Here is a 14,129-nt window from a genome sequence, read left to right as displayed (position 1 = left end):
ACGTAAGCGCCAATGGAAAGAATTATAAATATTCATACTTATTAAAAATCCTTATGCAAACCGCAAAATATTCGGCCAGTGACATACTCGATCAATTAGATACCTGCGCAAAAGATTACAACTTCCCGATACTTGACAATGGATATATCTACCCTGTTGTATCAAGACTCTCTGTATTCGGTAATACAGAAAGATGGGTAATAGCCGTTGAAGTGGTTGGCTATCACTACCGCTTTAACGGTCATAGCGGCGTGGAGAACTGCCTGTACATTTATGGTAACAGTCTCCCCTTTTATCCAGGATTAAATAACTCAAACGTCCTGCTCACAACGGCTGACAGCGATGAAGGTCCTACCTTTATCACAGATACATTTGGCACACTGAATCCCGAAGTACATTCCTTGCTGCTCAGAGACGAAAAAATAAGCATACCAAAAGATCCGGCATTCTATGCTTCGCGGGATGTGGAGTTAACAAATCCGACTGCTGTAAGAGTATATGAATTTATGCGTGCCTGTCTTCCAGAATACAAGGCATCATTTCTGGCCACTAAAAAGGAAATATACGAATGCTTTGGGCAGGATATTCCAATGATCATGCAGGTGGACGAATGGTGCCATCCGGATATTATTGAGGAGGAAAAACCTTCTGAGAATGAAACGTTTCAGCAGATTGCGACCTTACTGGAATCAGGAGATATCTCTTGTTATAAACCAACAAAACCAGCTAACAATCATTGGCGTAACTGGCCATTGGGAGGCTGTGCATAATATCTCCCACGGGTATTTTTTACAAAAAGAATGAGTGATGGGCTTTGCTTCATCCTATTCTGTTTGAGAAAATACCGAATTAATTTTGCAACCGCCGGAGATTGTATCTTCGGATTTTTTGTTATATCTTTTGCCCCATGAAGACCAATATTTCTCTATTTACAAAGATCGCCACCCGTTCCCTACTGGCATGGCTACGCGTTGTTATCCCCGGTTTACTCCTTTCTGTTGTAGGATTAATTGTTTCAATTAATATAATAGGGTCCCAGCCGGGACCTGGATATGCTGGCGCACGTGCTGTTGGAGTGGGTGCAGTCCTGGGTGTATTTGTGTTGTTTAATGTTGCATTCTGGTCCTGCCTATTATTTGTGATTTCACTGGCAGGGTTTGTGTTGTTCCCTTCACTGGCTTCGGGATATACCATTAAAACAGCGTTGTTCCTCGTGTGGGATAATAAGCTGGGCGATTTTTTTATTGATAAAATAAGCGATTATCTGGATCGGGTATGGCTACGTGGTGAAAAGCAAATTAATGCGAAGGAATCCATAAAAGCACTGAAACTGGAAGTACAAAAAGATACAAATACCAATAAATTGCAGAAGCGGTTATTGAATTACTTGCTGAAGAGAGTAAGACTGGATGACGTAGATTGGCAGGCGCCGCCAGCAGAAATAAAGCACGCCATACTTGAAAAATTCAAGGTATACATTGGTGAAAAACTAATGCCTTCGAAATTGGTAATAAGACTGGCTATGATATTGCCAATAGTGCTAATGATACTGGCGTTAATTTATGACAAATGAGAAGAATCTTTCTTAATTCTTTACGCGTTCCTTTGCAGGGGATGATACGGGGAAATTTTACAATACCGCCACGATACAATACCACATCATTCGAACAAAGTCAATATCTTTTAAAAATAAACTACCCCTTTCCCACTAAAAAACAATGGTGGAATCATAACGTAAAAGATATGTACATCAATTAATGATGCGTCTGCGGGTGCAACAGCTTATATAGCTCCTGTTGCAGATCTGCATCTTTAAACTTATTCAGTTTCTCAGTTTCTATTTCATAGAATCCTTTTTTGTTACCTAAGGTTCCAATTACGAAAGTGTGACCTGCCTGGGCAGGCTCACCTGTTTCGGGGTGCTTTTTTGAAAGCGCTACTACAACATCTTTTGACTTTGACATACGGTGAATGTACCGATAATAATCAGTATATGTCAAATGATTAACATCAGGCTAGTTTATGTGGGTATCAGTTAACCCACTGCGGATAGCTTTCAAATAAGTTTTCTTATTAGATTTTGTAAAAACAATAGTCTTACATCCGTTAAATCGCACAAATGCCTTCAAAGACTGGATCAACTTGTCAATCACACTTTCATCTGGATCAACATCCTCAAAATGCAGGTTATGCACAATCAGCACTTTTTGCTTCCGGTCGGCTTTGGCATCCATCCTTGCTATAAAGGTGTCACCCGCCAATACCGGCAATGAAAAATACCCATACACCCGCTTGGGAGCAGGCACAAAACATTCAACCTGGTAATCAAAATTGAAGAAGTCTTTCAATCGGTGACGGAAGATATTAAGAATATCAAATGGTGAAAGAATAAAGACTTCATTGGAGATCTTCACATCCTTTTGCTGGTCAGGCAGCATATAGTAAGGCCCCTTCAATCCTTCAACAGCTACCTTTTTCACCTCCCCGGTCTGCACCATCTTTTCAAGCTCCTTTTTCACCAGGTTCCCTTTCACCCTACGGGCTCTCCAGGCCATTTCCCTGACCGTAGAAATTCCCAATGCACCCAATGTACGGCGGATTACATAACGGGCAAATTCAGCCTCCCCAGGCATCGTTTTGTCGGTTTCCTGAGGCACTAAGTTGAGGGGTAGATCATACACCTTCTGAAAGGTTTTCGTACGACTGATCATCAACTCTCCGGTGAAATATAACCGCTCCAATGCCACTTTTGCCGGCCGCCAATCCCACCAGCCGGAACTGGCTTCCTGACGGTCATTTTCAAAATCGCCTACCATCACAGCACCATCCCTTTCTACCTGGTCCATCATCTGCTTCATTAACCTGCCTTCTGCCTGGGTAGCTACCTTTCCGTGCTTCTTAAAAGCTTCTTTTACGGGCAGTGAAAAACGGAAGTCATGCATTGGCATAAAGCATGAATCTGATATAAAATATTCAAAGATGCGGCCGTCTTCACACAGGTCAGCCAGCCATTCATTTTGATAGTCAGGTATGCGGGCAGCCATCACGTGGTGATGGGCACGTTCTACTACATAGTTCGTATCCAATTGTACGAAACCCAAATGGTCGATCAATTTGTAAACAGCCTCCGGCCCCTTCCCAAATTGGGCTTTACGGGCAAGTCCGGCGGCATTCAGGATGATCTTTCTGGCCTGGTGTTTTGTAAGGGTAATGGAATCCATAACACTAAAATAAAGGAATTTTAATGCCACTCCTATAATATACCAAATTCTGATTCAGGAGATACTTTTACATACATCCATGGAAGAGATGAATGTAGTTGGGAGAGATTGAATTAAAACAATGCTTACGACAAGCAACGTTTTATTTGCTCCATTTTTTGGGGTGCTATGAGTCTGGTAAATACTACCAGACTAACGACAAAACATAATCATTATCAGCCTTTGCAGCTGCCATAAAATCTTTCAGCCCGGTAAATTCTTTTGCCAGGTGTTTTCTGGTAAATGCCCTATCAGGTGCACCATCTTCGATCCATACATTGCGAGGATAAACATCATTCTCGTTGAGCTCCTGTGGGTCGTATAATTGATGGAATTGCTCGATGGATATATTGTTTAAAAAAGCGTGCATGTTTGCAACAACTTCCCCATCGTTATAATAAATAGCGGTACTTTCCAGGTCAAGATCTTCTGACAACATTTCAATGCTGTCAGGATCCACTTCTCTTCCTATAAAAGTTACAGGATAAAACAACTGGTCCAGTAAGGATTTGGTTGTTTCATCCTGCTCTTTGGATAAGACAAATCTAAGTCCTTCAAAAGTTTGTGGAAAGACGATATTATCTTTGGAAATTTCTAATATAGTGGTCCCTTCCGGGTTTGCTTTCATTACCTCAAAATTCTCCTGAGAGACGCGGTATAAGGTGATACTCTGACTCATACCGCAAAATTATGGAGGCAGAGATAAAAGAAAAAAACTTTTTTGGTTATCGTCTGCCTCTTATATTGTTATCGTCTAACTAGTTTGCTATTATTGTCTCCTTCTTTTATTATTAGCCTCTCTCGTTTGCTATTATCGTCTTCTCCTTTTATAGTTATCGTCTACCTCGATTGTTCCCTTGATTGCCAGTTTTTTTACCACCGCTGGCAGGTTTGCTTTTCCCGGGCTGGGTAGTTTTCTTTCCTCCACTTGCCGGTTTACTTTTACCAATTCGCTTCCCTTCACCAGCAGGTTTACCTTTTCCGAATTGTTTCCCTTCACCGGCTGGTTTACCTTTTCCGAATTGCTTCCCTTCACCAGCAGACTTCTCCTTTCCAGATTGCCTCCCTTCACTATCCGCCTTCCCAAACCGTTTCCTTTCTCCTTCCGCCTTCTCAAATACCTTGCCTTCACGATTTCCCTTTACCTTTCCAAGCTGCTTCCCTTCTCCATCCGCTTTACCCAACTGCTTTTTTCCTCCCACTAACCTACCTTTCCAGAACCGCTTCTCTTCTCCACCTGCCTTCCCCTTCTCAACCGCTTTCCCTTCTCCTTCTGACCTTCCTTTCCCAAGCCGTTTCCCCTCTCCATCTACCTTCCCTTTCTCAAAAGACTTCCCTTCTCCATCCGCCTTCCCCTTCCCGGCCTTCATCTTATGCCGATTCGGTATCAACGCCCCAAATCCTTCCTCTTCCACCGCCTTCTTCTCCTTCTCACTCACCTTACCTGAATCCGCTATGCTCTCATTCAAATTCGCCAGCTCCGTCTCCGTCAAATGCCTCCATTTCCCCAACGGCAGCTTATCCAGCTTCACATTCATAATACGTACACGTTGCAACCCAATCACCTCATATCCCAGATATTCACACATCCTTCTGATCTGCCTGTTCAACCCCTGCGTCAGCGTAATCCTAAAAGTCTGTCTCCCCATCATCTGCACCTTACAAGGCAATGTACGCGTATCCAGTATAGGCACACCCTTAGACATCTGGTCTAAAAATGCAGTATCAATCGCCTTATCTACCTTTACGATATACTCTTTCTCATGATTATTCGCAGCCCGCAGGATCTTATTGATAATATCACCATCATTCGTCAAAAAGATCAGTCCCTCAGAATCCTTGTCCAGCCTGCCAATAGGAAAAATCCGCTTTGGATAATTCACAAAGCTGATAATATTATCCTTGATATGTAATTCAGTCGTCGTTGTTATACCCGGTGGCTTATTCAACGCCAGGTATACACATTTTTCTTTCTTCGCCGCAGTGATCAGGCTCCCATCCACTTCCACCGTATCTCCCGGCTTATAACGGTTACCCAACGACGCCGGACGGTCATTCAATAATACCCTGCCGGAAGTGATGAGTTTGTCCGCCTCACGACGTGAACAATACCCTGTATCACTGATAAACTTGTTTAAACTAATTGATTGGTCCAATGATGTATCAATTTTAATGCGGTCAGCGCATGCCTTCCAAATGCAAAAGTCGGTAATTACAAGGGATTTTCCTGCTAAACGCAAGGATCAACCTTTGAAACCTCTCCATAAAGCCCCACCCCTTCCGTGACTGTAAAGCCAGAAAGGTACCTACCCCCGAAACAAAATAGATCATAGGTGAATTCAAAATTTACCCCTCCGGTTCAATAATAAAAATCTAAAAAATAGCATCTTCGCAGTATATTTACATGAAAATTCACAATTCCCTGGAAAAATCGGACAAGTTTATACTTTTCCGAAGTATATTAATAACGTGAAAGGAACTTTACAACACAAAATAAACAGCGGAAAGTCAGGCATTGTCTTTTATAGCCTCACCCCGCCAAAAATCACTACTGAAAGTGAAAAGGTGGCAGTTATAGCCGGCGGCCAGATTGATCGTTTAAAAGACCTCGAAATCGATGGGCTGATCATATACGACATTCAGGATGAATCACTTAGAACCGACAAAGAGCGTCCCTTTTCCTTTATCCCGACTATATCACCCGAAATATATAGCAAAGAACTGCTGGCCACCCTGCCAGTACCGAAAATAATATATAAGAGTATTGCTAACCATACCAGAGAGATGTTTGCCGACTGGTTATCACGCAATACCGACCTGGAAGCCACTGTATTTGTAGGTGCCTCATCCCAGCAACAGTTACAGGCCACCAACTTCTCCCTCTCCGACGCCTACCAGGTAAAAAGAGAAATGGGCCTGGATATCCTTTTGGGTGGCGTAGCCATTCCGGAGCGACATACTAAAAAAGGAGATGAACACCTCCGGATGTTCAGCAAAATGCAGAACGGATGTAACTTCTTTGTATCTCAATGTATTTACAATATCAACGAGACCAAAAATGTAATGTCCGACTACCATTACCATGCATTGAGCAATGACACCCGGCCGGCACCGGTCATTTTTACACTGACACCCTGCGGCTCCCTGAAAACACTTCAGTTCATGGAATGGCTTGGCATCGAAGTACCTAAATGGGTATACAACGACCTGAAATATTCAAAAGATATCCTGCAATCGTCTATCCACACCGCTACCAATATAGCCGGTGAAATACTGAATTACGCTGCCTCCAAAAACCTGCCTGTCGGGTTCAATATCGAGAGCGTATCCAATAAAAAAGACGAAATAAATGCCGCGCATGAAATCCTTGAAAATGTCCTGCACCTCGTAAAACCCATGCGTAATGAGGTGGCAGGAGCCAAAAAAGCGGTACCTGCATATTAAGCTTTCAGACTTAACTTAATATTCATATATATATTTTCTCTGTTTTATCTTTCGTATTTACCTTGCGCCGTAAGTGGACACAGTCCGACACCAGGACGTAAACGAAAAAGAAAAATAGATGAAAAGAATCACTGTGCTTTTGATGAGCGCCGCCCTGTGGAGCGCTTGTAATGCTAACCATGAAAGTAAAAACCAAACCGTTGGTGATAGCCTCAAAGCAAAACCTGCGGTCTCCAATGTAAACATCATCCACCTCTCTGGTAGTACTACCATTGCGCCTTTGGCACAAAAAGTAGCAGGCTACTTCCGCATGAAGAATGATAACTTTGATATCAATATCACCGAAGGTGGTAGTAGCGTAGGTATTGCTGATCTGGAAAAAGGTGCGACCGATATCGCCATGTCATCCCGCGACATGAACGAAAAAGAAAGGAAGCAGTTTCAGGAAACAAATCACCCCATCACCGAAGTAAAGATCGCAGACGATGCATTGGCTGTAGTCGTACATCCAGGCACCGGTGTGGAAAAGATCACCAGAGAACAACTGGAAAAGATCTTCTCAGGTGAGGCGAAGAACTGGAAAGAACTGGGTGGAAAAGATGTGAAGATCATGATCATCTCCCGCGAGAGCAGCTCCGGTACCTACGAGTTCTTTAAAGAAGCTGTCATGAAAACGAAAGAGTTCACCACACTCGCGGTGTTCCAACATACAAACGGTACTGTCCTCAATAAAGTAAGTACGACGGAAGGTGCAATTGGTTATGTGGGGCTGGCGTTTATCAATGATAAAGTAAAGGCGTTGCCTGTATGTTTTGATGGCAAAAACTATGTTGCGCCCGATATTAAACATGTAAAGACAAAGACTTATCCGCTGGCGCGTCCGTTGTTCTTCATCTATCAGAACAGCAGTGCCGCAAAAGTGAAGACATTCGTGGACTACCTGCTTTCTGCAGATGGACAGAAAGAAGTAGAAGAAACCGGATACGTTTCAATTATATAATTAACAAAAAGGTCGGGAGCAATTCCGGCCTTTTTCTATTCCACGCAGTAATAAAAGAGCTTTCATCTGGATGGATAAGCTATCACCTGCCCAAAGCAATGTTCGGGCAGGTGTACAGCTAAGGCTTTTAAAAAGCTTCCTGATTCACAGACGTTTCATTCTTTTGTCTGGTGATCTTTTGCAGACTGATGTTCTCGCAAATAGCGTAAACTGCATAGAAGCCCATCAGCATAAAAATTGTTATTCTGCTGGTATGTGCTCTGTTCACAACGGCATAAATAGTTATACCAGCCAGACAAAGCATCATACGACTAATCATTGCACCGTATACCCGAAGCATAAATAAACTGTTGCTTTCGGCTTGTACACCTTTACGGCTCATGTTGTAGGTTACTGCTGAAAGTGCAGCTAAAGCAAGGTTGCCAAAAAGTAACACATTGTGGTGAACTCCATTGTCTAACAACCAGGCTTTCCAAAATAACAAAGTGGCATTCAATAAAATAAAAAGTCCTATGACTCTAAAGTAGAATCTGTCACTCATTTCCAGTTGGGATCTTTGATAATTATTCGAAAATTCGGCCGCGAAATTACTACGAAAGCTAAAAAAGACAAAATGTTCAATGACGAAAATCATAAATTCTCCTATTATCTGACATTTCTTTTACATCAGGAGGTACTATTCACAGTTCCGCCCGCCAGGCGGCACTTATTTGGTATTATGTAAAATGAGTATATTCGGAACATGCAGAATCTACTTTCTATCAGCTTTAAGATCACCCGACTTGAATATGCGAAATACCTGATCGCCTATATGTACAGAAGACCCACTGTTATTATACTGGGAATAATGGGACTCTATTCATTGATTATGCCTGCCCTGGTAGATTATGGTTTTCTTTCAAATTTCAATAAAGGCTTGTACATGTCGATGCCCTATGCACTGGCAATGTTGTTTTATCCGTTCATTATCACAGTGATAGCGGTATTACAACGATATAGAAATGCGTTTCTGAAACAGGAGATGCTGTATGAGTTTGATGATGAGGGCGTACACATTCAGGGCGAAGATTTTAAAAGCGATCTGGCCTGGTCACATATCCGGGAAGCAAAAGAACTGGCGGGGTTCCTGATTTTAAAGCCTTCTAAACGCGAAGGTTACTTAGTGAAGAAAAATGTACTAGGTGCTGATGAGATCACCTATATTAAAGACAAAATAGCAGCGGCAAAGAAATGAAGAAGGTTTTTGAAATTATCACACTAAAGATATAGCCAGGGTTTTATTTCTTCCACTTGCGGGCTATTTTAACAGCGGTTTCTATCATATAGGGATCCCATTGTTCGATTTTCCAGTCGGAATGAGCCAGGGAGGAGTGTTGTAATAATTGCATGGCGGCGGCATTGGAAGGGGCTGTTTCCAGGATGGAAGAGAGTTCCATTTGTTGTTCGTAGAGGTGCAGGTCTTCTACGGCAGGGCCTATAGGGAGGGGTAGTAATGGATGAAAGGGATTGACCTCAGTTTCACGATTGGATTTGTGTACGATTTCCTGGGTTTGAAGAAGATTGCCACCAGTATCATGATTGGATCTGGGTACGATCTCCTGCGTTTGGAAAAGATTAGCCTCTATTTCATTGCTGGATTTGTGCACAATCTCCTGCATCTTCAAAAAATCATTATAAAACCCCAACCGGCTTGCCTCGGTAACGAGTCCATTTCCCAATTGTTCCAGCACAACATATTTCAGATGTGGACATTTGGGCATTGTCATTTCAAGCAACTGAAATACCTCTGCCGGCACTCCTTCATCATGTGTATCTCTTCTGATAGTCCGGTTGCCGACATCGTCCCAGCTACCGCCAGAGATGTGGATTTCCCGGACCTTATCTAATGGATACAGGGCTATCAGTTCTTCGAAGGCCAGATCAAAGTTGTGAAGCTGGCAATAGAGGTTATGCAAATCAAGGATGATAAAACCGTTCACGGGTTCAAGCAATTGATCCAGAAAGTCGCCATGCCGTTTGACTTCGTCCAGCGAATACGAAAAGGCAAGGTTCTCCAAACCTACAGGGCGTCCGCAGGCGTTGTAGATTCTTTTCAGCCTGTCTTTGCCAATGGCGAGTGTCGAAGCAGAATAAGGGATATTTAGCGGTGCCCCATGGTGGAAATCTTTTCCGGTCATGAAGCCAAAGTGTTCAGTGATGTGATCAAAGTTGAATGCAGTGGATGTCTGCTTTAAATGAGAGAGCCAGGCTTCCTGTTCGGGTAGCCATTTGCCTGAGAAGAGAGAAAAGAAGACACCATGACCGATCAGGCGATTTTCATCGCTAAAGGCTGTCAGCAGTTCCCTGAACCAGTCAGGTACTTCTTTAATTTTGTATAAGGCATCGAATGACCATTCAATGGCTTCAATACGGGATTCTTGTAGCAGGGGCAAACATGCAGCGAGGATGTTTGCGTCCAGATTACAGGCGACAGCAGATAATACTTTGGACACCGGTTAAATATCAATGTTCAGTAATCAAATTATTTCAGGAAATGAAGCCATTTCAGGGGATGACCTTATTGCATGTAATGAACTCAGTTCATGTAATGGACCTATTACACGTATTTGACCCATATTTTGTATTGACTCCATTCTCGTAATGAGCTCATTTCACGCAATCAACTCATTCATGCAATGCCCCCATCACACGTAATCAACCCATTCCGCAAGCGGGGCAATTACCCAGATTTTCATCTGGCTTAGACACATTTTGTTTGTTTGTCTGATCTTTTTTGGGTTTAGGCGCTTCGTCTTTCCCACAGGAAACGACAGTAGTTTGAACGGCGACACCAATCATGATGGCGCTAAGAAGCGATTTAGAAAGTTTCATTCCATTAGTAATTTAAGAGATAATTATTGTCCCGGCTACGGCTACAAATCAGAATATATCGTGGGTGTTGTCGACTATTAAACGGGCATGAGCTCAAAAAAGTTACAATGATTTATAAAATATCCAAATCACGGGCTACCTGATAAGCGGGCACGAGGGGACGGAACCCTGTCTTAAAACGAAGTTTGGAAGTATCCATAATGTATGCAAATGGGTCTATTAGTGGTTCATTGGTAGGATTTGCCAACCCCAGTTCATAAAAACTCATAGGTGCATCATCCCCCAGGTTGAAGATTTCACCATTCAGCCCATCTGTATTTAATAATAGCAATAAAGCCTGAGCTACATCAAGATGGTGAACCATGTGTAATCTGGCGGCGGGGTGGGAGGTTTCTTTCTTTGTCCTTAAGCGTAAGTTACCCTGCGTTGCCTCTGCTTGCAAGTTTTCCTCCGTTGCCTTTGAGTCCGGGTTTTCTTCCATTGACCTTAAGCGAAAGTCCTCCTGCATTGTTTTTAAATGTAGATCCCCATCACCATAGACGAAACCCAATCTTAATATACGCACATCCTTATGTAAAGAAAGCAGTGCCTGCTCTGTAGCAACTTTACCAGCAAAGTAAGCATTGTCTTCATGTACATCCGGCACATCATCTTCTTTAGCAGGACGACCATAGTCTTTTCTATATACTTTGGCGGTGCTTACGAAAATGAACCTTTCTACCTTGGCAGCAATGGCCGCGTTGACCAGCGCCATTGTCCCTTTTAGATTCGTATCATGTGTAGGATTATAAGCCGCGGCGATGTGAATGACAGCATCTATACCAATCACAGCAGGCGCTATAGTAGATGGATCATTTAAATCACCGATGCTGACTGATACTCCATCACTAATGATTGCTGCTAAATCACCCATCATGCCACTTGCATTTAAGGTAATAGGCTTACGTACCAACATGCGAACATCGTACCCCTTTTCTATCAGGCGTGCTACAAAGCGACTACCTACTTTACCGGTGGCGCCGGTGACTAAGACTTTTTTCATGGATAATAATTGAAAAGATGATGATGAGTGTTGCTATAGTGTACAGCAAAAATGGACTGGAATAATAAATAGTGGCTGCGCCCAATGGGATCAATACCCGTGTGCAGGATTGCAAACTTTGATTAACCCCTTGTAATTTACCCTGATTGCTTTCATCAACAGATTGAGATAGCTGACTATTATAAGTAGGATCAAATAATCCTTCGCCAGCAAGGATGCATATTACTGCAAGGGTAATTATAATCAGAGAAGATATAAATATGCTGATGACAATGAATGCAAGCCCTGTAGCCAACATTATTAAACCTATAACACCCACAATACTTTCACTAAAATGCTTTAGTAACAATGGCAATAATAATGAGCGGGAAATAATCTCACAGGCACCTGCCACCGTCAATATACTGCCTATATAAGCTGGGCCCCATTTGAAAATATCTTTTAAGAAGATGGTAAAATTGAACTGGAATATTTCAAGACCTGCATAAAACAATATACCTGTAATCAGAAGCCATTTGATTTCCCTGAAATCCTTCAAATGTGAAAAAACATTAAAACTATCAACATTCAATTGTTTTGTACGCTTTCCAGAGGGCAATGATTCCGGTAACCAAAAATACACGGCCACTACTGAAAGGGATATAATACCAGCTGTCATAAAAAATGGCAATGACAAATCAATAGCTCCCAATAATCCACCTAATACAGGACCTGTTAACAAACCTATTCCCATCACGGCGCCCATATATCCAAACCATTTTGTACGTTCTTCAGGTGTGGTACTATCTGATATGATGGCAAATAACGTACTGATATTACCTGCAGTCAACCCATCTATTATTCTTCCTACAAAAAGTACCCATAACGAGCCACCAATGCCAAATAAGACATAGCCGATGACAGAACCCAGTAAACTTATGATCAGGATATTTCTTCGTCCATACCTGTCGCTCAATGCACCCAAAATAGGGGCAGCGATAAATGTACATGCTGCAAACACAGATAGCAGAGCACTCATACCTACAACAACTTGTTGTTTGGGTAAATATTGACCTATTAAAAAAGGTAGCAGCGGGATAACGATTGACATACCTACCGCATTCATAAGCACAATCCCTAACAGAATCATTAATCTAACTTTCACTGGTAAATCTTTTTCTTATTGAATTGCTATTCTAGCTTTCTCTTGCATATCTCTTCCTGACAGAACTATTAATCTAGCTCTCACTGGTAAATCTTTTAATTAATGAATTGCTAATGTAGATTTCACTCTCACATCTCTTCCTGCCCAAATCATCAATCTAACTTTCACTGGTAAATCTTTTGCTTATTAAATTCCTAATCCACCTTTCTATTGGACCTCTCTTCCTACCAGAATCATCAATCTAACTCTCCCCTGAAAATCTCCGTATAAATGAAAACCCACTATCCTGCATAGCCATTTCATTCCTGCTAGTTTCCGCCTGCGCAGCACCAGCATACACTAACATCTTCCGCTCATAATCTTCAATCGCAGCCGCAACACTTTCAAACTTCCCACTGGTAATATTTTCTGCTAATATCATTGCATCCATCAACCCTGTATTCACCCCCTGCCCTGCAAAAGGCGGCATTAAATGCGCGGCATCTCCAATCAAAGTAATAGGCAATGGACGATTGGTTTTCCATGGAATATCCAATGATATCTTACGTGTAGGTAATCCTGCAAAGAATGAAGTAGCACGAAACAATTCTCTGTAACATTCATCCCAGTGAGGGAACATTTCTGCTAGAAAAGTGGCTACACTATCCGTATCCTTATAATCTAATGCAGGAACATTCCTGCAAATGACATTGTAAGTAAGCGCGCCATTATTACGGGGATTGGCTACGATTTGCTTTCCTTCAGCTGCGGTCATTAATATATCATGATCGCACAGTTCGTAGAATGCTTTGCATTTTATCTCCGGTTGATAAACTTCGCCCTGGATGAAATAGGAACCAGTATCTTCAACTACAGCATCCGTTACATATTGTCTGGCATTAGACATACCTCCATTTGCACCAATTACGACATCCGCAGCAGCAGTAGTGCTATTGTCGAAATGCAGGAGCCATTGGTTATTGATTACTTCGAGACCAACAAACCTCCGATCCCATACTACAGTCCCACTCTTAAGACCCTCCAATAAAATCTTCCTGAGTTCATTCCTATTTATCTCAGGCGCGTCATAATGCGGTTTCACTTTAAAAAGTAAATTCCCCAACTCGTCAGTTATACTCCTACCCATGGCATTCGCCCTATCAAAATACCTATCCAGTAAGCCCGCTCTACTCAAAGCCCGCTGTCCTGAACTTTCATGTAGATCAAGCGTACCACCCCAGATTCTTGCCTCCGGGTCTTTATCTCTTTCATAAACAGTTACATCTATACCATGATGCTGAAGCAAGATGGCCATTGTCAGGCCAACGGGACCTGCGCCGAGGATTGCTATTTTCATGCTGTAAAGTTCCACCATCCATCAGAGATAAA

At 42.3% G+C, this 14,129-nt stretch carries 15 protein-coding genes; 5 read left to right on the top strand and 10 right to left on the bottom strand.

Features of this window, described 5'->3' with window-relative positions; all coding sequences use genetic code 11:
• The first annotated feature begins 53 nt into the window (after positions 1 to 53).
• Positions 54 to 770, top strand: a complete 717-nt coding sequence (locus tag QQL36_RS16465) for a DUF7003 family protein (RefSeq protein ID WP_321570320.1) — start codon at positions 54 to 56, stop codon at positions 768 to 770.
• 137 nt (positions 771 to 907) lie between these two features.
• Positions 908 to 1,573 (top strand): hypothetical protein, encoded by a 666-nt coding sequence (locus QQL36_RS16460; RefSeq protein ID WP_083729454.1) that lies wholly within the window; start codon positions 908 to 910, stop codon positions 1,571 to 1,573.
• Positions 1,574 to 1,754: 181 nt separating this feature from the next.
• On the opposite strand, the gene QQL36_RS16455 is transcribed toward QQL36_RS16460, so the two are convergent.
• The 4 genes from QQL36_RS16455 to rluF all read right to left on the bottom strand — a co-directional run bounded on the left by QQL36_RS16455 (position 1,755) and on the right by rluF (position 5,416).
• Complete coding sequence (locus QQL36_RS16455) at positions 1,755 to 1,964, bottom strand: hypothetical protein (protein ID WP_321570319.1); 210 nt, start codon at positions 1,962 to 1,964, stop codon at positions 1,755 to 1,757.
• A 51-nt stretch (positions 1,965 to 2,015) separates the two neighbouring features.
• On the bottom strand, positions 2,016 to 3,221 hold the full coding sequence (locus QQL36_RS16450; RefSeq protein ID WP_321570318.1) for a winged helix-turn-helix domain-containing protein: 1,206 nt from the start codon (positions 3,219 to 3,221) through the stop codon (positions 2,016 to 2,018).
• Positions 3,222 to 3,405: 184 nt separating this feature from the next.
• Positions 3,406 to 3,939: a DUF1877 family protein gene (locus QQL36_RS16445; protein WP_321570317.1), complete on the bottom strand. Its 534-nt coding sequence runs from the start codon at positions 3,937 to 3,939 to the stop codon at positions 3,406 to 3,408.
• Between the two features lie 154 nt (positions 3,940 to 4,093).
• Complete coding sequence (rluF, locus tag QQL36_RS16440) at positions 4,094 to 5,416, bottom strand: 23S rRNA pseudouridine(2604) synthase RluF (protein ID WP_321570316.1); 1,323 nt, start codon at positions 5,414 to 5,416, stop codon at positions 4,094 to 4,096.
• A 313-nt stretch (positions 5,417 to 5,729) separates the two neighbouring features.
• Here rluF and QQL36_RS16435 point away from each other — a divergent pair, with 313 nt between their 5' ends.
• Together QQL36_RS16435 and QQL36_RS16430 are read left to right on the top strand one after the other, a co-directional pair.
• The gene (locus tag QQL36_RS16435; RefSeq protein WP_321570315.1) at positions 5,730 to 6,704 is read left to right on the top strand and encodes a 5,10-methylenetetrahydrofolate reductase; all 975 of its coding nucleotides are present in this window, start codon (positions 5,730 to 5,732) and stop codon (positions 6,702 to 6,704) included.
• Between the two features lie 118 nt (positions 6,705 to 6,822).
• Positions 6,823 to 7,704, top strand: coding sequence for a phosphate ABC transporter substrate-binding protein (locus tag QQL36_RS16430; RefSeq protein WP_083729464.1), 882 nt, complete (start codon positions 6,823 to 6,825; stop codon positions 7,702 to 7,704).
• Positions 7,705 to 7,831: 127 nt separating this feature from the next.
• Here QQL36_RS16430 and QQL36_RS16425 read toward each other — a convergent pair whose 3' ends face one another.
• A complete protein-coding gene (locus QQL36_RS16425; protein WP_321570314.1) occupies positions 7,832 to 8,245 on the bottom strand; it encodes a hypothetical protein in 414 nt (137 codons plus the stop codon).
• 201 nt (positions 8,246 to 8,446) lie between these two features.
• Between QQL36_RS16425 and QQL36_RS16420 the strand changes: the two genes are divergently transcribed.
• Entirely contained in the window at positions 8,447 to 8,938 is a 492-nt protein-coding gene (locus tag QQL36_RS16420; protein WP_083729468.1) for a YcxB family protein, read from the top strand.
• Between the two features lie 43 nt (positions 8,939 to 8,981).
• On the opposite strand, the gene QQL36_RS16415 is transcribed toward QQL36_RS16420, so the two are convergent.
• The 5 genes from QQL36_RS16415 to QQL36_RS16395 form a co-directional block, all read right to left on the bottom strand.
• Positions 8,982 to 10,196: a DUF692 family multinuclear iron-containing protein gene (locus QQL36_RS16415; protein ID WP_321570313.1), complete on the bottom strand. Its 1,215-nt coding sequence runs from the start codon at positions 10,194 to 10,196 to the stop codon at positions 8,982 to 8,984.
• A 202-nt stretch (positions 10,197 to 10,398) separates the two neighbouring features.
• Positions 10,399 to 10,575 (bottom strand): hypothetical protein, encoded by a 177-nt coding sequence (locus QQL36_RS16410; protein WP_321570312.1) that lies wholly within the window; start codon positions 10,573 to 10,575, stop codon positions 10,399 to 10,401.
• A gap of 112 nt (positions 10,576 to 10,687) precedes the next feature.
• Entirely contained in the window at positions 10,688 to 11,617 is a 930-nt protein-coding gene (locus tag QQL36_RS16405; RefSeq protein WP_321570311.1) for an NAD-dependent epimerase/dehydratase family protein, read from the bottom strand.
• Complete coding sequence (locus QQL36_RS16400) at positions 11,583 to 12,761, bottom strand: MFS transporter (RefSeq protein ID WP_321570310.1); 1,179 nt, start codon at positions 12,759 to 12,761, stop codon at positions 11,583 to 11,585. The genes QQL36_RS16405 and QQL36_RS16400 overlap by 35 nt, the downstream gene beginning before the upstream one ends.
• A 241-nt stretch (positions 12,762 to 13,002) precedes the next feature.
• Positions 13,003 to 14,115: an FAD-dependent oxidoreductase gene (locus QQL36_RS16395; RefSeq protein ID WP_415751058.1), complete on the bottom strand. Its 1,113-nt coding sequence runs from the start codon at positions 14,113 to 14,115 to the stop codon at positions 13,003 to 13,005.
• Positions 14,116 to 14,129 lie beyond the last annotated feature (14 nt).

Origin of the sequence: Chitinophaga sp. LS1 (assembly GCF_034274695.1) — a bacterium.
Lineage (GTDB): Bacteria > Bacteroidota > Bacteroidia > Chitinophagales > Chitinophagaceae > Chitinophaga.
This window is presented reverse-complemented; position numbering and strand designations above follow the sequence as displayed.